Below are 23,761 nucleotides of genomic sequence, written 5' to 3' on the forward strand. Positions count from 1 at the left end.
GGGGGAGGACGGCGGGGGCGGCTTCCGCCAGGGCCTCGTCCTACGGGTGCGGCGGCGTCAGTCGATCCGGTGGTGCGTATTGGTGCTCATTGCAAAGCGTGCGGTACCCCCACCTGAGCTGGGGCGCGGCGGCGCGTCCGGGTCAGCCGCGGGGGAGCACGACGGGCGCGGCTTCCGCCAGTGCCTCGTCCCACGGGCGTAGCGGCGCCAGTCCGGCCCGGGCCCAGCCGTCGTGGCCGAGCACGGAGTAGGCGGGGCGCGGCGCCGGGCGCGGGAACCTGTCCGTCGTGGTGGGGCGCACGCGCTCGGGGTCGAGGCCGAGCTGGGCGAACACCGCCCGGGCCAGCCCGCACCACGTCGTCTCGCCGCTGTTCGTCGCGTGGTAGACGCCGGCCGGCGCGCCGGCGCGGGCCAGTTCGACCAGCCGGGTCGCCACGTCCATCGACCACGTCGGCTGGCCGCGCTGGTCGTCGACGACGTCGAGGGTGTCGCGGTCGGCGGCGAGCCGGGCCATCGTCTTGACGAAGTTGCCGCCGTGCTCGCCGTACAGCCAGGCGGTGCGCACCACGTACCCCGCGCCGGGCAGCGCCGACAGCACCGCCCGCTCACCGGCCAGCTTGCTGCGTCCGTACGCCGACCGGGGCGCGGTGGGCGCGTCCTCGGGGTACGGCGACGTGGCGGCGCCGTCGAACACGTAGTCGGTGGAGACGTGCACCAGCCGGGCGCCGTGCCGGGCGCACGCCGCGGCCAGGTGCGCCGGGCCGTCGCCGTTGACCGCCGTGGCCGCCGCCTCGGCCGTCTCGGCGCCGTCGACGTCGGTCCAGGCCGCGGTGTTGACCACGACGTCATGACCGCGGACGGCGTCGTCGGCCGCGGCGGCGTCGGTGATGTCGAGCTGCGCCCGGCCCAGCGCCGTGACCTCGGCGCCGTCCAGCACCGTCGCGACGTCGCGGCCCAGCATGCCTGCCGCGCCCGTGATCAACCATCGCACTTGGGCACCTCCCGGCCTCGTCGAGCGTCTAAGATACCGAGCGTCCGAATGCGTCCGATGCACTTGGGTCCGAATGGCCTGGGGCACCAGGGTCATGATCGTTCCCGAGGAGTTCTTCGCATGAAACTGCCGGTCGGCAGGGTCCGTCGATTGGTCAAGAAGGTGCTGCCGCAGGCGTACCTCGACGACGTCGCGCGGCGCCGCCGCATCGCCTCCGCCATCCGCGCCAGCGGCCTGTTCGATGCCGCCTGGTATCGCGAGCAGCTGCCCGAGCCGATCCCGTCCGGGGTCGACCCGATCGACCACTACGTCACGGCCGGCTCGTCCACCGACATCTCGCCGAACCCGTGCTTCGTCAGCGAGTGGTACCGCGACCACCCCAAGAGCCCGAAGAAGCTCGACGTCGCGCCGTTCATCCACTACATCAACCGCGGCATCGCCCGCGGGCTGTCGCCGCACCCGCTGTTCGACCCCGAGTTCTACACCGAGCGGCACCCCGGCGCCGCCGCCCACCGCGGCGGCCCGCTCGGCCACTATCTCGAGACCGGCTGGAAGACCGGCGCCCAGCCCAGCGCCGCGTTCGACGTCGAGGTCTACACCTCGAACTTCGGCGACGTGCAGGGCGCGCCGCTGGCCGACTTCGCCCGCCGCACCCGCCGGCTCATGCAGGACACCCACGGCTGGGAGCACCTGCCGCGCACCGCCGACAGCTTCGACCACGAGGCCGCCGAGGCGTTCAAGCGCCGCGTCGTCGCCGACTATGCCGGGCGCGGCGAGGAGCCGCCGCTGGTCACCGTCGTCATCCCGACGAAGGACCGGCGCGCGGGCGTGCTCACCGCCATCGAGTCCGTCGTCGCGCAGACGTACCGCCACTGGCAGCTGATCGTCGTCGACGACGGCAGCACCGACGGCACCGCCGAGGCCATCGAGCCGCTGCTGGCCGACGAACGCATCGAGCTGGTCCGCCGCGACCGCGCCGGCGGCGTCTCCGTGGCCCGCAACGCCGGCCTGGCACAGGCCCGCGGCGAGTACGTCGCCTACCTCGACAGCGACAACGTGTGGACGCCCGACTTCCTCGAGGTCATGGTCGCGTTCGTGCGCACCCGGTCGCTGCGGTTCGGCTACGCCGTCTCCGAGCTGGTCGAGGAGAAGAAGAACGGCCGCGTCGGCTACCGGTCGCTGCCGTACAACCGCGCGGCGCTGCTGGAGCGCAACTTCATCGACTGCATCGTCGTCCTGCACGAGCGGTCGCTGCTCGACGAGGTCGGCGCGTTCGACGAGAACCTGCGCCGCAACGTCGACTGGGACCTGTTCATCCGCATGTCCGCGGTCACCGACTTCGAGCTGGCGCCGTTCGTCGCCACCGTCTACGACGCTTGGGAGCAGCGCAGCGACCGCATCACCATCAACGAGCTGTTCGGCTACCGCTTCGTCATCCGGGCCAAGCACCTGGTCGACTGGTCCGCCGTCGACGCCGGGCTGGCCGCGCGCCCTCCGGGATCGGTGTCCGTCGTCATCCACGCGGGCGACGACGCGCAGGCCGTCACCGCCACCGTCGAGCGGCTGCTCGACGACGCCGGCGACGACCTCGAGGTCATCGTCGTCGACGCGAAGGCGACCGAGGCCGAGGCCATGCGGCTGCAGTTCCTGCCCATCCGGTACCCGAACGTGCGGGTGCTGCGGCAGACCCAGCGGCTGTCGACGGAGCTGTCGCGGACCATCGGCGCCGCCGAGTCCACCGGCGAGACCGTCGTCTTCCTCACGCCGTCGACGTGGGTCGAGCCGGGCTGGCTCGAGCCGCTGACCACCGTGCTCGCCGACGGCGCCGCGGCCGCTCAGCCGCTGGTGCTGCTGCGCGACGGCACGGTGTGGTCGGCCGGCGTGGCGTTCGCCCGCGGCGCGCACCCGCACAACCTCTACCGGAACTTCGCCGGCGACGCGCCCGAGGTGGTCGCGCCGTCGACGCCGGCCGCGCTGACCCCCGTCGCGCTCGCCGTCCGGGCCGCCGACTTCGCCGCCGTCCGCGGCTTCGACCCGCTGTTCGTCAACGACATCGACAACCCCGACCTCAGCCTGCGACTGGCCCGCGAGACCGGCCGTCCGCTGCGCTACGTCCCCGACGCGATGGTCGCGCTGGCCGAGACGCCGGAGCGGCGCACCACCGCGTCGGCCACGACCACCGCCACCGACAACCAGGAGCTGTTCACCGGCCGCTGGAAAGAGACCGTCGCGCAGGACGACGTCGCGGTCTGGGGCGAGCGCGGCTACGCCATCGTCGGTTACGACGGCGCGGCGCCCACCCACTGGGGCTTCGACCCGATCGTCGTGCACGACCGCCCGGAGCGGCCGCTGCGCTGGGCCATCAAGATCGGCGCGCCCGACGTCACCCGGCGCACCAACTGGGGCGACTGGCACTACGCCATCGGCCTCAAGGAGGCGCTCGAGCGGCTCGGCCACGAGGCCGTCATCGACGCCAAGCGGGCGTGGTACCGGCCCACCAGCCGGTTCGACGACGTCGCGCTGGTACTGCGCGGGGTCAGCGTCTACACGGTGAACCCGCAGCAGACCAACCTCTCCTGGGTCATCAGCCACCCCGAGCGGGTCACCCGCCGCGAGCTGGCCTCCTACGACGCCGTCTTCGCCGCGTCCACCGGCCTGGCCCGGCGGATGTCCACCGACCTCGGCGCGCCGGTGCGGCCGCTGCTGCAGGCCACCGACCAGTACCGCTTCCACCCCGTCCCCGCCGACCCGCGCCGCCGCAACGACGTCCTGTTCGTCGGCAACGCGCGCGGCATGCGGGCCTCGGTGGGCGCCGCGCTGTCGGCGGGCATCGTGCCGTCCGTCTACGGCGTGCGCTGGCGCGGCCTGCTGCCCGAGGGCGCCTGGCTGGGCCAGTACATCCCCAACGAGGACCTCCCCGCCGTCTACGCCGGCGCCGGTGTCGTGCTGAACGACCACTGGGACGACATGAAGGCCGAGGGGCTGATCTCCAACCGGCTGTTCGACCTCGCCGCCTGCGGCGCCCGCGTCGTCACCGACGACGTCCCCGGCCTCCACGACGTCTTCGGCGACGTCGTCCTCACCTACTCGACGCCGCAGGAGCTGGCCGCCGCCGTGAATCTGCAGCTCGCGGAGACCCCCGAACGGGCCGCCGAGCGGGAGAAGCTGTCCGAGCTGGTGCGGCGCGAGCACTCGTTCGATGCCCGGGCCGAGGAGCTGGTCGAGACGGTGCGCAAGCTGCAGGCCGAGCGCGAGCTGGCCTGACGCTGTTCGCCGCTGTGCGGCCGTTGGGGAAGAGCGGGCACAGCCCGCCCGGTGCACCGTCCGCCGGCCGCCAGGCGAACGGACCGCCGAACTCAGGCGGTTCGAGCGAAATACGACGCGTACCCGACGTCGACCCGGCCGGTGCCGCTGACCTGCCGCCCGCCCGCACGCAGTGCCGCGTCCGTCCCGGCGGCGTCGCGGACCACCCGGCGCACGCCGAGGTCGTGGACGGCGTAGCCGTCGTCGCCGACCTCGACCGTGGCCAGTGGGTCGTCCAGCTCCGCCAGGCCCAGCGTCAGCACGTCGGCCGGTGAGGCGAGCATCGTCGCCGCCGTCAGCGTCGTCGCCGGCTGCTCCGACGGCGAGCCCGGCGCCCGCACCGTGGTGTCGAGCACCGGCAGGAACGTGCGCCGCACCCGGACCCCGCTGACCGGACGCTGGCCGTAGCCGCGCCCCAGCACGAGGTCCTCGACGTGTTCGGGGGCGTAGCTCAGCCCCGGCGCCGGCAGCGTGACGAGGTCGGTCTCGCAGGTCTCCACCGCCCGCCGCCGCGCCTCGGCCCCATCCGCGACCACCACCGTCAGCATCGCCCACGTCTGCCGCCGCAGGTCGCGCAGCAGCGCCGGCGCGCCAGGCGGCACGACGGCCGTCACCGACGGCAGCGACGACGCGACGCCCGCGGCGGCCGTCGCGGCGCGCAGGGCCGCCCGCCGGGCCGCGACCGACCAGCTCTCGCGCCGCCCGGCGTCGGCCAGCGTCGACGGGGTCAGCGTGGCGACCAACTCGCCCAGCACCGGGCCGAGCAGCCGCCGGACCACCAGCGGGAGATCGGGCGCGTACACCGGGACGCCGCCGACCAGCAGCTGGCGCAGGAACCCGGCCAGCTCGACCGGACCGGGCGCCGCCCCGAACGGCACCTGGACGCCCGCGTACGGGCGCAGCAGCTCCAGCGCGGCGGCGCCGAGGACCGCGGGCCGGCCGAGGTCGGCCAGCCGGGTGCGCCCCGCGTACAGCCGCAGCGCCCCGGACGACATGGTGCGCAGCGTCGCCAGCGGCCGGGACGGCGCGCCCGGGCCGTCGTCGTCGAACGGGTCGAACCCGGCGGGGGAGACCAGCGTGGTGTTGACCGCGGGCAGCGGCGCCGCGACGACGGCGTCGGCCGCCACCCGGAGCTCAGAAGTGTCGAGAGCGGCCAGGCCGGCCCAGTTCGGGACAAACGGCGCGGAGATCGGTGCTGGTAGGAGGTCGGTTTTGGTCGGCATCACACGGCCCGGTAGGTTCTCAGCGTGGCGCCGCCCGGAGGGCGGCGACCCCACACTACCCGGCTCCAGCGGAGGAACGATGTCGCCCACGGCCCGGACACCGGTCGCCGTACCCCGGCAGGAATGGACCACCGTCCAGGTGCCCGATCTCGGCGCCTGGACGCCGTCCCTGACGGTCACGGTGGTGCTACCGGCGAAGGACTGTCAGGACGAGCTCGACCTCACCCTCACCGCGCTCTCGGCCCAGACCTACCCGGCCGAGCTGATGGACGTCGTCGTCGTCGACGACGCGTCCGCGGAGCCGCTGCGGCTGCCGGCCGTCCACCCCGAGCGGACCCGCGTGCTGCGGCTGCCGCCCGGCGACGGGCACGGGTCCGGACGGGCGCGCCACGCCGGCGCCGAGGCGGCCACCGGCGACGTCGTGCTGTTCCTCGACGCCGACATCGTCGCCACCCGCACCCACGTCGAGGCGCACGCCCGCTGGCACCACGTCCTCGCCGACGCCGTCGTGCTCGGGCACAAGCTGTTCGTCGACTTCGACGACATCACCGCCGCCGACGTCCTCGCCGCCACCCGCGACGACACGTTCGACCAGCTACTCGACGGCCGCAAGCAGAAAAGGCACACCTGGCACGAGGACTTCATCCGCGAGGCCGCCCGGCTCACCACGTACACCGACGACACCTTCATCGCCGTCGTCGGCGCCAGCGTGTCCGCGCCGCGCGCGCTGTACGCCGAGAGCGGCGGCTTCTCGACGTTCGGGCTGCGCGGCATCGTCGACACCGAGTTCGGCTACCGCATCTTCACCGCCGGCGCCGTGCTCGTCCCCGAGCCCGACGCCCGCAGCTACCACCAGGGCGCCCGCAACTTCGCCACCCGCGGCGACGAGATCAAGCGCGAGCGGTCCGGCCTCGCGGCCAACCACCTGCCCATCCCGCTGTTCCGCCCCTCCGACGTCGGGCGCATGTGGCAGGTGCCGGTCGTGCACGCCGTCGTCGACGCCACCAGCGGGACGCCCGAGGAGGTGCAGGTCACCGTCGACTCCATCCTGGCCTCGGCCTACACCGACCTCGTCGTCACGGTGTCGCCGAGCAAGGCGCTGCCGCGCTGGATCGAGGACTACTTCGCCGCCGACGCCCGCGTCCGGTTCGCGCCCGAGCCCGTCCGCACCGGCTTCCCGGCGCCATTCTCGCTGGTGGTGCCCGCGGGGGTGGCCATCGGCCGGTCGGCCGTGGGGTCGCTGCTGGCGCTGTCGTCCTCCGAGCAGGCCGGTCTGGTCCGCGCCACCGTGTCCGACGAGCCCGGCCCGCCGGTCGAGCTGTGGGCCACCCGGGCGCTGCACCGCGCGCGGCGGCACACCGGCGCCGACGGCCTCGACGAGACCGCGCGGCGGCTGTTCGGGGTCCACTGGGTCAGCGGCGCCGAGATCGGCGTCCGCCCCGCCGTCGTCGGGGTGACGAAGCAGGGCATGCTGCACGAGGCCTCGGCCGGCTGATCACGCCCGCCGCAGCGCGTCGGCCAACACCTCGACCGGCTGCGCGCCGTTGAGCAGGTACCGCCCGGCGACCAGGAATGTCGGGACGCCGCTGACGCCGATGCGGTGGCCCAGCTCCTCGTCGGCGCGGACGTCGGCGGCGTGCGCGTCGCCGGCCAGCAGTTCGCCGACGGCGTCCGCGTCCAGCCCGGCCTCGGCGCCGAGCCGGATCAGTTCGCCGTGGTCCGCGACGTTCACGCCCTCGCCCGTGTACGCGTGCAGCAGGCGGCCCTGCGCCCGCTCGCCCAGCCCTGCGGCCGCGGCGAAGTGGATCAGCCGGTGCGCGTCGAAGCTGTTCACGGGCCGAGCCCGGTCCAGGTGGTACTCCAGCCCGGCCGCCGCGGCCAGCTCGGTGAGCCGTCGCACCCCTGCGGCGACGACCGCTGGGGCCATCCCGAGGTCGTCGCGCATCCGTTCCGGGATGGTGCGCGCGTCGTCGGGCCGACCGTGCGGGTCCAACTCGAAGGCGCGCAGTCGCACCCGCACGTCGGCGGCGCGCTCGAAGCCGGCCAGCGCGAGGTCGAACCGGCGCTTCCCGAGGTAGCACCAGGGGCAGACGATGTCGGACCAGATGTCTACGGTGATCTTCTCCACAAACAGCACGCTAACCAGCTGGCTAAACTTTCGTAAGGGCATACATCGGCGTAAGCTCCGTACGTGGATGATGGTTGCGAGCTGACGCCTCCCCAGCCCGATCCGCTGAGTGACGTGTTCAACAGCGACTGTCCCGGCCGGCAGGTGCTGGACCGCGTGACCAGCCGGTGGGGCGTGCTCGTCCTGGCCGCACTGAGCGACGGCCCGCTGCGGTTCTACCTCCTGCGCGACCGCATCGGCGGCATCAGTGAGCGCATGCTCTCGCTCAAGTTGCGCGAGCTGACCCGCGACGGCATGGTGCTGCGCACCGTGGAGCCGACGGTGCCGCCCCAGGTGAGCTACGAGCTCACGCCGCTCGGGCGGGAGCTGACCGTCCCGCTACAGGCGCTGCTGGACTGGATCGCGCGGCGCAGCCTGGACGTCGTCGCGGCCCAGGAGAGGTACGACGCTAGCGCGACGCGGTGAAGAAGCGGGTGCGGCCGACGGTGTCGACGTCGGCGAGGCGGACGCTGTCGACGGGCTCGGCCAGCCAGTCGGCGGCGATGTCGGCCTCGTCCTGCCGCTGCGCGTCGTCGAGGGCGACCACGGCGCCGTCGTCGAGCGCCGTCGCCAGCAATGGGAACGCCGGGTAGCGCGACCGCGGCCCGGCGCTTCCGGGCGGGCCGTCGACGAACAGGAGGTCGATGCCGCGCAGGTCGGTCCACTGCGGCGCCGCGTACCAGTCGTGCTTCTCGCCGCCGACGGTGACCGGCTCGAGCGGCGCCTCGCGCACCTCCGCGACGTCGGCCAGGCCGTGCCGGGCCAGCGCCTCGCGGGTGAGCGCGGCGTAGCGCTCGTGGTGCTCCAGCGCGACGACGCGGCCCTTCCCGGCCCGCCGGCAGGCCAGCGCCAGCCAGACCGTCGAACTGCCGCTGCCGCACTCGACGATCAGCGCGTCGGACGGCAGCCGGCGCACCAGCGACGCCAGCCGGAGCACCGTCCGCGGCGACGCCGCGAACCCGCCGAACGCCGGCACCTCGTCGTCGGCGCCGAGCATGGCGTACAGGTTGGCCAGCGCGGACAGTTCGGCCAGCTGCCGCTCGGTGAGCGTGGCGTGGAGGTCGGCGCGCAGCTCTTCGTGCAGCGCGACCAGCTCGTCGTGGCGCACCGCGGCGTCGAGGCGCTGCGCCCCGATGATGGCGGCCAGCGGCCCGCCGGTGGGGTCGGCCTGCCGCTCCGCGACCGCCTGGACGGACGTCGCGACGGTCTCGACCGCGCTGGTGAGCGCCTTGAGCTGCTTCTCAGTCTTGCGGGTGCGCTGTTCCGCTTCGCGGGCGGAGGCGCCGACCACGACCAGCCCGACCAGCGTCAGGCCGGCCAGCAGGGTGAGTGCCGCGACGGCGAGGCTGCCGCCCGTCGCGACCACGATGATCGCCACGACGACGGCGGCGAGGGCGCCGGCCATGCCCAGCAGGGGCCAGCGGGAGCCGAGGAGAGCGCGTACCGCCCGTTGCATCGAATCTCCGTCGTAGGTCTGGTCGGGAAGGAGAAACTGTACCGGCGTCCGGCCTCAGTGTGCGGTGGCGTGCGCCAGCTTCTCCAAGGAGTGAACGAACAGGTCGGCGTCGGCGTCCCAGCTGTAGTGCGCGATGACGGCGGCGCGCCCGGCCTCGGCCATGCGGGCCCGCTCCGCGGGATCGGCCCGCAGCGCCCGGACCGCCGCCTCCGCCGCGTCGACGTCGCCGAACGGGACGATCGTGCCGCACCGGTGCCGCCTGATCAGTTCCGCCGACGCCGGGTTCGGGGTGCTGATGACCGGCAGGCCGTGCGCCATGTACTCGACGATCTTCGTGGGCCGGGAGTGCGCGTAGTTGGGCTGCTCGTGCAGCAGGCTGAGCCCCGCGAGCGCGCCCGGCAGCATCGTCAGCGCCTCGTCGTTGGGGACGAAGCCGTGCCAGGTCACCGCGCCCTCGGCCTGCGCGGCCTCGATGGCCGCCTGACAGTCGGCGTCGGCCGGGCCGACCAGGTGCACCTGCAGGTCCGGAGCCAGCCGCCGGCCCAGCTCCACGAGGTCGAGGCCGCCGCGCGCCGCCGTCAACCGGCCCAGGTAGATCACGCGGTCGTCGACCTGCGCGCTGACGTCGTCGGGGATCGCCACGCTGTTCCGGACGACGGTGTGCTGCTTGCGGAAGCGGCCGGCGTAGGACTCTTCGGCCAGCAGCAGCGGCATGCGACGCTCGGCGTGCCGCTCGATGGCCCGGATCAGCGCCGCACCCGCCGGGCGGCCGGCCCTCGGCAGCCACGCCTTCATCCGCAGCGCCGCGGCGGTGTCCTCGTGGACGTCCCACACCAGGCCGGGGATGGTCAGGCCGATGCTGGCCAGCACCAGCTCGGGGTCGTGCATCAGGACGATGTCGAAGTCGCGGCCGCGCCGCTTCAGCAGCCGCCGCGCCGTCCGCATCGCCGTCAGCCGGTGCCGTCCGTGCGACCGCGGGATGTCGATGACGCTGAGGTCGTCCGGGATCGGCCGCCCGGTGGCGCTGAACGGCGCCGCCAGCGTGACCTCGTGCCCGGCCTCCCGCAGCGCGACGATCTGCCGGTGCCTGATACGTGCGTCTTCCGGGTCGTGGACGACGGTCAGGACGAGGACGCGCATGGCGCTAGCTAGCCCGCCCGTTGACCGTGGGTCGTACTCGCACGTTGGTCCCCGACTTCCCATCGACACAGCCACACCCTGGAGAACGCTCATGCCCACCCGCGCGGTTGCACGGTGAGCGTCCCGGTTTCGCTGCGCCCCCACCTTGCCGTTCGGCCGCACTGAGGCGGCGCATCACCCGGTGGATCCTACAGCAGCGCCCGCGCGCGCCCCAGGCCCGGTTGGATTGTGCTGATACAGCTGGGGGTGGGCGGGCATGCGGTTGCGAGCTGTCCTGGTCAGTTCGCTCCGGCTGGCGACTGGGGGAGCGATGCGCCCAGGGCTGTCAGGATCCGCGTCTGCGTTCAATGCGCTACCCGTCGCCACGTCGTACTCGAGGATCGGCATGAGCAGGACGCGAGTCATGGGGCGCGGTACAAGTCGAACTTCGCATGCTTCTCAGCAAAGAAGAGGTCGCTGGATGCAACGTTGTCGTCGAACCTTCCGGATGACCGCATGATCAGGTGGCCCGATGCAAGCAGAATCGTCGCTGCTCGCAGCAGCGTGAACTGGGTTGTCCAGCGAGATTCGGTAGACCGTTCCATTGCGTCGACGATCGAGGTGATCGCCTGATCGTGTGGCGCTTCAGGCGGGAACCCAATGCAGATCATGTCTGCCGTCCGCGTGAGATCCATGGCGGCAGGTAGGTCAATCAGGCTCAGTGCTATCTCGCCGGCGCGACGTTGTGAGCTGCCAAGGTCGATCTCTATGCGCTCGCCGGGCGGTAGCTTGGTCCCAGCGCGGGCAGCGAGCTCCCAGAACGTGCGCCTCTCGGCCAGATGTGCGGCAAGCCTGTTCGTTGGTCTAATCGTGGAGACAGCGATCAAGCCCCAATTCCACCGGCTTTCCAATGACGCCAGTTGTGCGGTGCGAATGAGCTCGTTCGCTGACCTTCGCGCGGTCTCCTCCAGCGCGCTTCGCGTGACGGGACATTCAACGGTAAGCGCGGTGATGTCACGGTCCGTCAAGTCTCCGAACAGAGGCCAGTTCTCGGCATCTTCCAGTCGGGCCCGGCACGGTTCAGTAGTCATAGTGCCCCCCGTCTTCGGTGTTGAAGTGTGGACCGCGATTCTGCAGCGGGTCGTCGACGTAGATATGGCCGCCGGCGTCATCTCGAATCGTCACGGTTCTGGTGGAGCCGCCTTGGCCGGGAACATCAAACTCGTAAACTCGTCCCGGCTGCGGATTCCCGCGCCGGTCAACGTTTGGTCGTACTCGTGTTGGGCTCATGCTCGTGGGTATCCCCGCATCCCTCTTTGCCTGGTTGAATGCCCCACTACGTCCGGCTCCGCTAGGCGAGAGATTCGGTGGTGCGCAGTCTTCGGTATTGTGAACGAGGATATCCTCTGCGCCCACGTGGAACGTGTGGATGTCGGCGATCGTGAGGTTGTAGGCGAGCCCATCGTAGGCGGACGCCTCCTCGATGCCGCCGACGGTCAGGAGGCGGCCGTCGGCGGTGAGGACGGAGTCGCCGGTGTCGATGGCGGCGGCGTCCTGGAACTCCTGCTCACTGGCGTTCCAGAACGGGTGGTCCTCGGTTGTGGTGATGGTGGTGCCGTCGACCTCGAGGTCGACGAGGGTGTCTTCGTGGACCCATACGTGGGTAACCGGCTTGGCGGCTTGTTCTCCGGTTTCGGGGTCGGTGGCGATGACCTCGTCGCCTACCTCAATGTCGTCAATCTTCTTCCTGGTGCCATCTGCCATCAAGACCAACGTGGCGCCATCGAAAGACTTCATGCAGGATCGGGCGACGCTCGAATTGTCTCCGGCCCGGTCGGCGGATCTAGCGGTGTCGACGAGTTCGTCGGCAGTCCGAAAGAACCTGCCGAGGCCTCCGGTGGCAGCGGTGAGACCAATTGCAACGCACGTACTGGTCGATCCATCCCAGCATTCTTCAGCGTCGTCTATTGCGCCTTCGACCTGCAGTTTAATGCCGGTGTAGCCTCGCGCATTGTCGATCATCTGCCGCCAATCAACGAAGCGGAGTGCATCGACAATTCCGAAATCCGAGTGTCCCGCGCTGAGATTGTCGGCGGGTCGAGGAACCGGGCTCGGGCCAGGACGCGAGGTTGGCTCCCTGTTTGCTGGCTTGGAGGGTTTGCCGAGGGGGCCGCCGATGGCGGGCGGGTGTTTGGGGATGACGCCGCCGATCGTGGCCGCGCGTGTTCCCATCTGGTTGGACGGGAAGAGGCCGCTGGGATCGCTGCCCGTGATCGGGCTGTTGTTGGCGTACGCGTACCCGTTCATCTGCTGCGGCATCGAGTGGTCGATGATCGGGTCCACGGACAGGAAGCGGCCGATCACCGGGTCGTAGGCGCGGGCGCCCATCTGGATCAGCCCGGTGGCGTCGTCCTCGATGCCGGTGTGGAAGCCGCGGTCCGTCGGGAAGGTGCCGACCGAGCCCGTGGAGCCGCGGTAGTTGCCGAAGGGGTCGCGGTCCTTGTTCTTGACCGAGCTGCTGTCGGCGTCGATGGCGGTGTCCGCGCTGCCGTTGTGGTCGGCGTACAGGTCTTGCAGGCCGCCGGAGGGACTCCGGACGGAGATGGTCTGGCCGCCGAAGGAGTAGTACCGCCGGGCCGAGACCGCGTTGGTGGCGCGGTCGAGCTCGAGGTCGTGCCCGGGCAGGTAGATCGTCACCGTGTCGGGGTCGCGGCGGACGAGACGGTCGCCGTCGGCGGTGTAGACGAAGGAGGAGGCGCCGGCGGAGGTGGTGGCGGTCTTGACGCGGCCTTCGACGTCCCAGGTGTAGGACTTGCTGCCGGCCGTCAGGGTGTTGCCGGTGTTGTCGTACGTGTAGGAGGTCGTGGTGGAGCCGGCGGTGGACGACGTGAGCGTGTGCGGCTGCGGCGAGCCCGCGGCCGGGTAGTCGTACGTCGTGGTGGCCAGGTTCTCGGTGCCGGCCGACGACAGGCGGGTGCGGACGAGGGACGTCCGGTTGCCGGTCAGGTCGTAGGTGTACTCGTGGTGGTAGTTGTCCGTCCCTCCGCTGGTCGGCGGCAGGTCGGGCGTGTCGCAGCCGGTGTCGGTCGCAGTGAAGGCCTTGGTCAGGCGGCGCAGGTAGTCGTACTCGAAGCACTGGACGTCGGGCGTGCCACCGGAGGGGAGGTCCGCGATCCTGGTGACGTTGCCGGCCGGGTCGTAGGCGTAACGCAGGTCGGAGAAGACGGACTGGTCCTCGCGGTCGATCCGGGACCGGAGCAGCCGCCGGGTGCCGGCCTCGTACTGGTTCGTCTGCCACGACGCGGTGCCGTACTGGCCCTGGCCGCGACGCAGGATCTCACCGTAGGGCGACCAGATCGTGTCGACGGCGTACGTGTTGTAGCCGTACATCCAGTCCTCGACGCCGGTCGCCTCGTACCGGTGCTGCAGGGTCTCCTCGGGCAGCCCGCCGATCGCCGGCATCGTCGTGGTCGCGACGGAGCCGTCCGGGTTGTAGGTGTTGGAGAAGAGATACTGCCCGGCCAGCGCGCCTTCGGTGGCCGAGATGCTCACCCGACTGCCCAGCGGCCGGTAGGCGTCGTCGTAGCCGGTGATCGCCGTCGTGTAGGTCGAGCTTCCCTCCCGCCGGAACGACAGTGTCGGCTGACCCAGCTCCAGCGTGTCGTACCGCCACTCGGCGATCGCGGTCGTGGTGGTCGCGCCCTGATGGGTCGACGTCTTCCGGCCGAGGGCGTCGTAGGTGTAGGAGAGCGTCCGGTTCTCGGAATCCGTGGTCGACGTCAATTGGCCGGCGGCGTCGTAGGTCAGCTGGGTCGTCCCGGTGTCGGGGTCGCTCTTCTGGACCTGGCGGCCGCGCAGGTCGTACTCGTACGACCAGACGTTGCCGGCGAAGTCGGTGACAGTCGCCAGCTGGCCGGCCGGCGTGTAGGTGTAGCGCGTCGCGTCGTTGGCGCCCGCGGGCGAGCTGCCGTGGTACTGCAGCATGCGCTGCGCGCGGCCGCGCGCGTCGTGGAAGACGGCGGTCGGCGTATCGCCGGTGGGCGGGTCGACCCGGGTGTGGTCGCCGCGATAGTCGGTCGTCGTCCGCCACTTCTCCGTGTTGCTCTCGTAGAAAGCCGACACGATCTCGCGCCCGGCGCCGTCGTACGAGGTGCGCGTGCTGGCCGGCACCACGTCGCTCGGCAGGAATCGCGTCGCCGAAGCCGCCTGGGAGTTGTAGTACGGCCCGTTGACCTCGACCGCGAGCCCGCGCGAGTCGTACGCGGTGTCGACGACGAGGCGGCCGGGCTCGGCCTCGCTCGCCGAGGGCATCTGCGTCTGCAGGATGCGCCCGAAGCCGTCGAACAGCTCGTAGCCGATCGCCTGGGCTCCCGACGGCAGCAGCGTCTTGGTCGCGACGGTGCTGGCGGCGTCGTTCTCGACGGTGTAGACGTACTCGGTCGTCGGGGTCTGGCTGGTCGTGCGGTCGGTGCCCCACACCTTGAGCAGCCGGCCGAGCGCGTCGTAGCGCAGTGTCGTCGTGCGACTGTTGGCGTCGACGACGGCGACTGGGTTGCCGTGGTAGGTGGTCATCGTCGTGGTGGCGACGTGGCCGGCCGCGTTGGTGGTGGCGATCTTCTGTGTGAGCCCGGTGGAGACGTTGGTGTACGCCATCGTCGTCGTTCGGTTCAACGCGTCGGTCGACGACGTGGGCCGCCCGTAGCCGTCGTAGGTGGACGAGCCCGCCGCGACGTACACCGGCCCGGAAACCCACGAGTCCAGCTCCTCGGTCAGCGTCACGTTACCCCGGCTGGGCGCCGATCCCACAGCGCCGCCGTCGTAGCCGAATCGCTGGTCGGTCACCACCTGGCCCGGCCGGCTCGGCGTGACCGCGCACTCGACGGACACCGTCTCGACTCGCGACGGCCGGTCGACGATGTGCGCCGTGGCGTTGCGGGCATAGGTCGTCCGGGCGCACAGGTCGTCCGAGGTGGTCGACGTGTCGCCGCGGTCGTCGGTCTGGGTGCGCATACCGTACGAGTCGTAGGTGTGGACGACGTCGGTCGTGCGCCAGCCCGCGTTGGGCAGCTTGGCGGTGAACGTCCGCGTCCGCCGCAGGTCGACGATGTGAGCGGTGTCGGTGCCGTCGGACGCGGTGGCGGCCGAGATCCATGGGTCGTTGATGGCCTTCGAGACGATCTGGTCGCCGTTGTAGGTGATCGTCTCGCGGACGAACCCGGCCAGCCGCTCGTGGTCCGCGATGGCGGCGCCTTCGGAGTCGACGACGTCGACGTTGCGGGTACCGGTAGGCAGGTGGTCGCCGTCCATGCCGCGCATGTAGAGGGTCGAGGTCTTGATCGGCTCGCGGCCCAGCTCGCCGATGCCCACGGTGGTGACGACCGTGCCATAGCCCCGCCACTCGCCCCAGGTGCGCTGGTCCTCCGGGACCAGTTCGCTGTCCTGGTACGCCCACGCCGGTTCGCCCTCGTAGGTGTAGTGCGTCTCCTGGGCGAGACCGCTCCGGAACAGGTCGTCGGTCACGACCGAGCTGACCACGTACTTGTGGAACCAATGCCGTTCCGGTTCCGCCGCGCCTTCCGGTGTGTAGAAGACCGGGAAGCAGTTCATCGTGTTCGACTGGGGCGCGCTCGGCACGTTCGACGGCGTGCACTCGCGGGCGGCGTAGTTGACCGCGATCCGGCCGCCGGTCTCGTTGCGGATGGTCCGCACCCGCCACTTGTTCAGCGGCGGCGCGTTGTCGATGCCGTCGACGCGGTTGGGCAGGTTCTCACCGTGGAACACCACGCCGGGCAGCTCGACGCTGCCGCCGGCCAGGCCGGTGTGGGTGATCCGGCCCAGCCAGAGCGCACGGGCCGAGCCGTCGCCGGTGCTGGGGAACTGATGCGCCAGTGCCCACTGGTCCGACGCGAGGTAGTTGCCTCCCGACAGGACCTGCGTGGTGATGGTGGTCAGCCGCTTGCGGCTGAAGAACGTCGGCGAGACCCTGGTGGTGCAGGTCGAGGAGGACGTGCAGATCTGGTCGAACGGCACGTCCGGCCAGGCGTGCGCGGTCGATGCCGTCGGATTCCCCGTGCAGTCGAAGGACGACGACGAGATGCAGCGCTCCGTCACGCCGAAGACGACCTTGGCCGGCGCCGTCGTGGTGTGCGAGGTGCCCACTCGCTCGCCGTACTCGATCATCGAGAGGTAGCCGCCGCGGGTGTAGGCCACCGAGACGTCGTTCAGGTTCTGGCCGTAGCGGTTGCTCTCCTTGACGTAGGAGTAGGTGATGGTGTTGCCGTCGGTGTCCACGACGTAGTCGAGGTTCCACCGCCAGGCCTGCTGGCAGAACGAGTCGGCGAACGCGGTCGCCCGGCACGGCTCGCCGGCGTGGTTGCCGGCCACCGGCACCGTGAACGCCGAGTTGGTCGGCGCCGTATCCGCGGCGTCGCGCTGGTGCAGGCCGAAGTAGTACTGCGTCCCGTCGGTCGTGGTGACCCGCCAGTGTTCGCCGTCGTTGTCGCCGTTCGCCGCGCCGGTCAGGTGCTCGATGCGCGATCCGTCGTCGTTGAGCGGGCGCCAGGTCTGTCCGTCCGCGTCGAGGATCATCTCGGTCGCCGTGCCGTTGAGCGACAGGAACACCGAACTGCTCTTCCAGCACAGATCGCCGGTCTTGCGGGTGTTGTTCGCGCCCGAGCCCATGTCGTCGGCGCAGGCGGCGAAGCGACGTTCGATGTACCCGGGATCGAGGGAGTGCCCCTCACCGATCCAGGACGTCTGGTTGTTCGTGGAGCTCACCCGGCCGTCGACCGAGTCCGAGGAGTAGTCGATGGACAGTGACGGGTTCAGTCCACCGGCCGTCGGCGGGACCCGCAGCGGATAGCTCCACGTGAAGGCGCCCGACGAGCCGCCGCCGGACCAGCTCGACGACGGTGCGAGCGACGTCGCCTTGTAGTCGCCCTGCGGGCCGGATGCCGCGGACGCCACGGCGAACCAGCCGCCGCCATCGGTGGCGACGTCCGCGGCGACGGTCCTCGCCGCGAGGTCGTTGTCCGACGCCAGCGGCGTCAGCTCGCAGATCGTGATCGGGTCGGCGGTAGGGTCGCACGGCGTGATCTGGTAGAGCACGAGCCGTGAACCGAAGGCGGCGCCGTAGGTCGTGAACTGCGAGTAGTTCACCGAGATCCGGACGGCGCCGGTCAGCGTGGTGCCGGCGGTCGCGGGCGCGACCTGCAGCATCATGCCGGGCAGTTCCGCCGCCTCGACCACGGTCTGGTCCACCTTGCGCACCTGCAGATCGGTGCCCGGCGCCACCGCGCCGGGAGCCTGCGAGGCCGCGACGGTCACGGGCAGCCCGGTCGCAGTGGCCGGTTCCGTCGCCAGTCGGACGGTGGCCTGCGTGGCGGCCGGCCACGCGGCAGCAGCCGGATGGGGGAACACCGGATCGCTCGGTGGGTTGACGACGGCCGGAGGGCCGCCGCCGGCAACGGACGCGGTCCGCTGGGCGGTCGGCGCCGTCACGTCCTCAGGCACGTCGGGGACCGACTGGGAGTCGTTCATGACCCGCTGGACGCTCTGCGCGTCGAGCGGCGCGGGGTAGATACGGACGTCGTCGATGCTGCCCCGCCACGCCTCGACACCCGCGCCGCCGACCTGGCCTCCGCCGATCCGCATCGGACCGGAGAACGGGTGGGTCTGCGTGACGTTCGTGGCCTGCGCGGCCTGATCGCCGTTGACGAACAGGGTGAACGTCTTGGCGGTGGCGTCGTAGACCGCGGCGAGATGGGTCCAGGTGTTCGTGGCGACGGCCGGCGAGCTCGCCGACACGGTGGTGAGCGGCGGTGACGACGCGGTGTCGGAGCGTGCGGCGATCGCGGTCCACTTGCCGCCCGAGTAACCGAGCCGGAACCCGGAGATGTGCTGACCGTCCTGGCTCACCGCGGTTCGGTTCGCCGCGGTGTCCGTGAGCCGGACCCACGCGGTCGCGGTGTAACCGACGAGATCGTCGTTGAGCACCGGGGCCGCGGTGACGCCGACGCCCGCGGTCGCGGTGAAGTCGAGAGAGCCGCTGGCCGGGTTCGCGGCGCCGCGCCAGTCCGCGCCCCAGTCCGGGGTCGCGCGGGTCAGCGTGTGGCCGCTTCCGGTCTGGTCGGCCACGGTGGCGCCGCTACCCTCGTTCATCAGCCAGACGGCGATCGGGTCGCTGCCGCCGACCATGAACACGTAGGTGGCATGGCCGCTGACGTTGCCGGCGCGGTCGACGCTCTGGACGTAGAGGGTGTTGACGCCGAACTGCGTCGGCGCGATGTTGACGCTCGCGGGACCGCCCAGCGTCGCGTTGTCGACCGACTTGTTCAGCGCGTCGCTGTTGAGCGAGTAGTTGTACCGGTCGACGTCGGACACCCCGTTGGCGCCGAACGTGAACGTCCCGGACTGACCGATGCCGCCGGCCCACTGCTCCTCCGGGTACTGCGAAGACGTGATGGTCGGCGGCTGGCTCGGCCGGACGGTGTCGACCGTGAGCTCGCAGCTCTGGCTCCAGCCGCTCCAGGCGCTGTCGTCGGTCGCCTTCACCCGCCACTGGTACGTCCCGTCGCCCAGCGTCGGCAGCTGGATGCTCATGCGGCCCTGCGCCCGCAACGACGTGGAGAGCGCCCACCACGAGCTGACCGTCGGCGCGGTGCGGCGGTACTCCAGCCACATGCGGACGTTCTGCGGATCTGGGTCGGTCACGTTCGCCCAGGCGATCGGGGTGTTGTCCGGGACGAAGGGCCGCGCTGAACCGGCAACGCAGTCGGTCTCGGGCGAGCTGGTCTCGAGGCCGGTGGGCAGCCTGGGGTAGGTGTTGAACTCCACCGTGAGGACGGGGTACATGGTGCGCGCGGGGTCGGTGACGTTCTCGAACCGGCGCCAGCCGTCGCGGTCGCCTTCGTCGGCCGAGCGCAACCCCAGCGTGAACGCGGCCCAGCCCTCGGCGGCGGCCGTCGTGGCGATCGAGGTGGCGTTCCACTCGGTGCGGACCGGGTTGCTGCAGACGTCCTCGTGGCCGTGCGCGCGGGTCGCGGTCGCGACGTGCGTGCGCATCGTCGGACCCGGCCAGCCGTTCTCGGGCCGGATGCCGTCGGTGAACCACAGCTGGACGCCCGGGCCGTACGACGGGAGGTCGCAGTCCCAGTTCGGCGAATGGACCTGCCGGTGGGCGAAGGTCGCGGAGATGATCTGCTTGCCGGCCAAGCCGCGGTAGTCGACGGCGTAGAAGACCCGCGACACCTTGTTCTGCGAGGTCCAGCCGTCATAGCCGACGCGGGCTTCCTCCGTCGCGCTGTTGTAGAACTTGTAGCCGTTCGACCAGACCATGTGCCAGTACTGGTGGTAGCGCGACGCCGAGGGGTCGATGACCACCGGGAACACGGTCCCGGGGTCGGTGAGCAGGGTCTGGTCCGGCGTGATGGTCAGCGTGTCGTCCTGGACCTCGATCGGCATGACGGCGGAGGCCTCGCCCTCGCCGCGGCCCACCACGTTGGCCGACGGCGGCTCGGGGGCCGGCATCGCCTCGACGGAACCGTCCGTCGTCCGCATCAGCTGTCCGGCCATCGCCGCCGGCTCGGGAGCGGACTCCCACATCCGCGGCACCGGCACGGTGAAGGCCGGCTTGCCGTCGGCACGGTTGATCATCAGCCCGCCGGCGTCGTCCGGGGTGGGCTGCAGGCCGGTGCTGGTCTGCAGCGGGAAACCGATCTCAGCCAGTTCCGGGTTGGCCGCCGCCTCCGGCGTCTTCACGACGAGGTACTGGCTGAAGCCGCTCAGACCGGCCTCGACCACCAGGTCCACACCGGGGAGGACCTCGGGATAGGTGGCCGTGGGGCCGTCGAGCACCGGTTCGGGCAGCGCACCCTGCCAGCCCAGCGACATCCACTCGCTGCCCTCGGCGATGCGGACCAGTGGGGTGTCCGCGCCGCCGCCGGAGAGCACGACCTCGGTCGGTGTCGCGACGGTGGCGACGGTGCCGTCGGGCTGCTCGACCAACGTGGGGTCGACGCCCTGCCAGTCGCCGGCGTCGCCGCGGACCCGGACCGGGACCGGCGACAGCTCGGCCGTCTGCGTCCCGTCCGGGTTGACGAAGTAGGTGTTCCGATCGGTGCGGGCCTCCTCGATCTCGACCCGCTCACCGGACTCGGCGGCCTCCGCCAGGGCGGCCTCCGTCGCGGCGCCGATCCGCAGCGCCAGGTCCGGCCCGGTCTTCGGCCCTGGATCGGCCGGTTCGGCCTCTGGTCCGAGCACCGGTTCCGGTGGCGCGGTGGCTTCCACCGCGGCGGCCGGATCCGGCCCCGGGAAGCCGCCGACGACCAGTGCGCTCAGCGCCGCGACTACGGCTGCATTGACACCAAGGACCCGAGCAGACAGCAACGAACGCCCCACCCTGCACACCCCGCCCCATACATAACGACGATCCGCCCAAAACGCCGGTTATGGAGGCAAATCGTGTCGGTCGGGAGCGCTTGGCGTCAAGGGTTCTACGTAGGCAAGAGGCAAATAGGTGGAAAACACTCAAACTTGAGCCGTGGGGACGCAAGTGCACACCAGCGGCGCGCCACCTCGCGCCTCGTGCCGCAGGCTAGGGGAGCAGCGACGATCCGGGTGGCGGCGGGAGCGCGTGAGCGTCGGTGCCGCGGCCGCGGACCGGGTTCTCGTCGCCACCGGAGATGGCGAAGCGGTAGAGCGCCCACGCCAGCACCGCGCCGAGGATCGGGCCGGCCAGCCAAGCGGCCGCGCCACCCCATTCGCCGCTGATGACGGCGGGGCCGAACCCGCGGGCCGGGTTCAGGGCACCACCCGTGAGCGGGGCGATCGCGAAGAAGCCGGCGGTCACGGTGATGCCGATGGCCATCGGGTAGACCGACGGCGCCGCGCGGCGGTCCACCACCGTGCCGAAGATGACCAGGACGAGGATCATCGTCGCCACGGCCTCGGCGAGGATCGCGCCGCCCACGCTGACGTCGTCGGCAATCACGGGGGTGCCCGCGGTGACGACCTCGCTGTCCGTGATCAGCCGGACGGTGAGCGCTCCCGCCGCGGCGCCGAGGAACTGCGCGATCCAGTACGCCACGGCGGCCAGGAAGTCGATCTGCTTGGAGAGCAGGTAAGCGAGAGTGATGGCCGGGTTGAAGTGCCCGCCGGAGACGTGGCCGAGGGCCGCCACCAGGGCGGCGGTCGCGAAACCGTAGGTCAGCGCTGCGGGGATGAGACCCGGGCCGATCGTGACCACGACGACCGTGAGAGCGATCAGCAGGAACGCCCCGAACGCCTCAGCGATGACGTTGCGACTCAGGTTGTCCATGCGGCCCTCTTCCTCGGTTCGGCGCTCGAATCGTACCCAGCCGGGCGACGTCAGCGCATGACCTCCATCAGCGCCTCATCCAGCCGCGGCGTGAGCGTCGAGACGTAGGTGGCGGTGAGGTGCGACCCCCGCCGATAGACCAGGACATTACCGATCACAGCGGGGCAAGTGTCGCGCGGGCAGATGTAATCGCGCAGGTCGACCGCGGACACGCCGTCGGCTCGCTCCAGCGCCGGTAGCTGGGCCGCGCCGCCGCCGATCTGCTCTCGGTCCGCACGGGAGAACGTGCACTCACTGAGTTCGTCCGGATGTTCGGCGACGCATTCCATGACGTCCAAGGAAGGATTCGGATTGTCGAGCATCACGACGACCTGACGCCCGGCCTCCTCGAGGCCCTCCCACACCCCGACCAGGTCGTCGACCATAGCGTCGTTCTCTTCCGCGTCGGATGCGTCGGGGCCGAGGTAGGACTGCGACGCGACCTGGGACGTCAGCACGTAGTCGATGGAGTCGTCGTCGCGCAATGCCTCGTATCGCGACTCGTTGTATTGCGTGCAGTCCTTGTTGACATCGTCCTCGAACCGCACGTCGCCGCTGATCATCGGGCAACCGCTCTTGAGATAGGTGACGATGCGCCACCCACGTTCCTCGGCGATGCGCTGGAAAGCGGTGAGCCATTGGTGCATCTTCGAGTCGCCGACGATCGCCACCGTCGTATCGGCGCCGGCCGGCCCGAACGTGCAACTCTCGAGTTCGGTGCCTTCGATGTCGCTGATGCACAGCTCACCGTCGAGGCGCGCGACGTCGTCGGGGGCTTCCAGCGCGGTCGGCGTGATGAACTCCACCGAGTCGACCACCTCGCCGTCGGGATCCTCGTCGGGGTCCTCGTCCAGCACGGCGGCGCCTTGCGCCTGTGAGGTCACCGCGTACGACGGCGGCGCCGGGACGGACTGCGAGACGACGAGGGCGGCGGCCACGCCGATCGCCGTGCACCCCAGGCCGAGGACCGCGGCCCAGCCGGGCAGCCGGACCAGCAGCTTCGCGTGGTGGATGGGCGCCTCGACCAGCCGGTACGTCAGCCAGGCCGGGACGACGGAGAAGCCGACCACCATCACGCCGGTGGTCACCGGCAGCGTGCCGTCGTCACCGCCCCACATCACGGCGGCCGCTATGAGCAGCGGCCAGTGCCAGAGGTAGAGCGAGTAGGACAGGGTGCCGATGTCGCGCATGACGGGCGTGTCGAGCACGAGGTCCGCCATGGTGCGGCGGCCGACGGTCCCGGCGGCGATGACCGCGGCGGCGCCGAGCGTCGGCAGCAGCGCTGCGGTGCCCGGGAACGGCGTCGTCGAGTCGTAGGTCAGCACCGCGACGGCGATCGCCGCGAGGCCGCCGACGCCGAGCGCGTGCGCCCAGGCGACGGGCAACCGGGGCAGCCGGTGCGCGACGATGGCGAGCGCGGCGCCGACGGCGAGCTCCCACAGCCGGGTGGTCGACACGAAGTAGGCCGGCCCGGGGCTGGTCTCGGTGAGATAGATCGACCAGATCAGGGACGGGATGCCGATGACGGCGATGCCGCCCATGAGCACGCGGGTGATGGAGAGCCGGAACCGCCGCTGCAGCCAGAGCAGCACGAGGATCAGCAGCGGCCAGACGACGTAGAACTGCTCCTCCACGGCCAGCGACCAGAAGTGCTGGACGGGGCTGGGCGCGTCGTCGCTGGCGAGGTAGTTCACCGATTCGTCGGCGAGTCGCCAGTTGACCACATAGAGGGCGCTCGTCGCGATGTCCCAGGCGATGGCCGGCCACCGGGTGACCGGCAGGACGATCAACGTGATCGCCGCGACCGCACCGAGGACGACGGCGGTTGCGGGCAGCAGCCGCCGGGCGCGCCGTGCCCAGAACCGGGTGAGGCTGAGCCTGCCGGTGCGCCCGATCTCGCGGTCGATGAGGCCGGTGATGAGGAAGCCGGAGATGACGAAGAAGACGTCGACTCCGACGAAGCCTCCGGACATGAACGGAAGGCCGGCGTGGAACCCCAGCACGGCCAGCACGGCGACGGCGCGCAGCCCCTGGATGTCGCCCCGGAACCGCTGGGCGTCCACGGGGCGGCGGGTCGCCGCGCGGGCGCGCGGCCGCTCCGACGCCGAGGTCGGCGGCGGCGGCGGTACCGGCGGCACAGCGGTGG

The 23,761-nt window shown here is 71.3% G+C and carries 12 protein-coding genes; 3 read left to right on the forward strand and 9 right to left on the reverse strand.

All coding sequences use genetic code 11. The features are described from left to right. Positions 1–142: 142 nt before the first annotated feature. The gene (gene rfbD, locus BLV02_RS03730) at positions 143–961 is read right to left on the reverse strand and encodes a dTDP-4-dehydrorhamnose reductase (protein ID WP_069110437.1); all 819 of its coding nucleotides are present in this window, start codon (positions 959–961) and stop codon (positions 143–145) included. Between the two features lie 150 nt (positions 962–1,111). Here rfbD and BLV02_RS03735 point away from each other — a divergent pair, with 150 nt between their 5' ends. Next, positions 1,112–4,255 carry a glycosyltransferase gene (locus tag BLV02_RS03735; protein ID WP_171906698.1) on the forward strand — a complete coding sequence of 1,048 codons (3,144 nt, stop codon included), beginning with the start codon at positions 1,112–1,114 and terminating at the stop codon, positions 4,253–4,255. Positions 4,256–4,347: 92 nt separating this feature from the next. Here BLV02_RS03735 and BLV02_RS03740 read toward each other — a convergent pair whose 3' ends face one another. After that, positions 4,348–5,421 carry a hypothetical protein gene (locus tag BLV02_RS03740; RefSeq protein ID WP_069110435.1) on the reverse strand — a complete coding sequence of 358 codons (1,074 nt, stop codon included), beginning with the start codon at positions 5,419–5,421 and terminating at the stop codon, positions 4,348–4,350. Positions 5,422–5,596: 175 nt separating this feature from the next. On the opposite strand from BLV02_RS03740, the gene BLV02_RS03745 reads away from it, so the two are divergent. Continuing rightward, on the forward strand, positions 5,597–7,012 hold the full coding sequence (locus BLV02_RS03745; protein WP_069110434.1) for a glycosyltransferase family 2 protein: 1,416 nt from the start codon (positions 5,597–5,599) through the stop codon (positions 7,010–7,012). On the opposite strand, the gene BLV02_RS03750 is transcribed toward BLV02_RS03745, so the two are convergent. After that, positions 7,013–7,645 carry a DsbA family oxidoreductase gene (locus BLV02_RS03750; protein WP_083288443.1) on the reverse strand — a complete coding sequence of 211 codons (633 nt, stop codon included), beginning with the start codon at positions 7,643–7,645 and terminating at the stop codon, positions 7,013–7,015. Between the two features lie 63 nt (positions 7,646–7,708). On the opposite strand from BLV02_RS03750, the gene BLV02_RS03755 reads away from it, so the two are divergent. Then, positions 7,709–8,110, forward strand: a complete 402-nt coding sequence (locus BLV02_RS03755) for a winged helix-turn-helix transcriptional regulator (RefSeq protein WP_083288442.1) — start codon at positions 7,709–7,711, stop codon at positions 8,108–8,110. Here BLV02_RS03755 and BLV02_RS03760 read toward each other — a convergent pair. The 6 genes from BLV02_RS03760 to BLV02_RS03785 form a co-directional block, all read right to left on the reverse strand. Further along, positions 8,094–9,140: a class I SAM-dependent methyltransferase gene (locus tag BLV02_RS03760; protein WP_069110433.1), complete on the reverse strand. Its 1,047-nt coding sequence runs from the start codon at positions 9,138–9,140 to the stop codon at positions 8,094–8,096. The two genes, BLV02_RS03755 and BLV02_RS03760, sit on opposite strands and share 17 nt — an antisense overlap. 54 nt (positions 9,141–9,194) lie before the next feature. Further along, entirely contained in the window at positions 9,195–10,280 is a 1,086-nt protein-coding gene (locus BLV02_RS03765) for a glycosyltransferase (protein ID WP_083288441.1), read from the reverse strand. Between the two features lie 401 nt (positions 10,281–10,681). Beyond that, positions 10,682–11,287: a hypothetical protein gene (locus BLV02_RS35420; RefSeq protein WP_141711480.1), complete on the reverse strand. Its 606-nt coding sequence runs from the start codon at positions 11,285–11,287 to the stop codon at positions 10,682–10,684. 52 nt (positions 11,288–11,339) lie between these two features. Continuing rightward, positions 11,340–20,519 carry a LamG-like jellyroll fold domain-containing protein gene (locus BLV02_RS03775; protein ID WP_141711479.1) on the reverse strand — a complete coding sequence of 3,060 codons (9,180 nt, stop codon included), beginning with the start codon at positions 20,517–20,519 and terminating at the stop codon, positions 11,340–11,342. A 334-nt stretch (positions 20,520–20,853) separates the two neighbouring features. Beyond that, positions 20,854–21,576, reverse strand: a complete 723-nt coding sequence (locus BLV02_RS03780; RefSeq protein WP_069110429.1) for an MIP/aquaporin family protein — start codon at positions 21,574–21,576, stop codon at positions 20,854–20,856. Positions 21,577–21,626: 50 nt separating this feature from the next. Further along, complete coding sequence (locus tag BLV02_RS03785; RefSeq protein ID WP_074946429.1) at positions 21,627–23,678, reverse strand: acyltransferase family protein; 2,052 nt, start codon at positions 23,676–23,678, stop codon at positions 21,627–21,629. Positions 23,679–23,761 lie beyond the last annotated feature (83 nt).

Origin of the sequence: Jiangella alba (genome assembly GCF_900106035.1) — a bacterium.
Lineage (GTDB): Bacteria > Actinomycetota > Actinomycetes > Jiangellales > Jiangellaceae > Jiangella > Jiangella alba.

Excerpts from the sequence above, each read along its gene's own strand:
- BLV02_RS03760 (WP_069110433.1), bottom strand. The coding sequence starts at position 9,140 with ATGCAACGGGCGGTACGCGCTCTCCTCGGCTCCCGCTGGCCCCTGCTG.
- rfbD (WP_069110437.1), bottom strand. The coding sequence starts at position 961 with ATGCTGGGCCGCGACGTCGCGACGGTGCTGGACGGCGCCGAGGTCACG.
- BLV02_RS03780 (WP_069110429.1), bottom strand. The coding sequence starts at position 21,576 with ATGGACAACCTGAGTCGCAACGTCATCGCTGAGGCGTTCGGGGCGTTC.
- BLV02_RS03745 (WP_069110434.1), top strand. The coding sequence starts at position 5,597 with ATGTCGCCCACGGCCCGGACACCGGTCGCCGTACCCCGGCAGGAATGG.
- BLV02_RS03765 (WP_083288441.1), bottom strand. The coding sequence starts at position 10,280 with ATGCGCGTCCTCGTCCTGACCGTCGTCCACGACCCGGAAGACGCACGT.
- BLV02_RS03735 (WP_171906698.1), top strand. The coding sequence starts at position 1,112 with ATGAAACTGCCGGTCGGCAGGGTCCGTCGATTGGTCAAGAAGGTGCTG.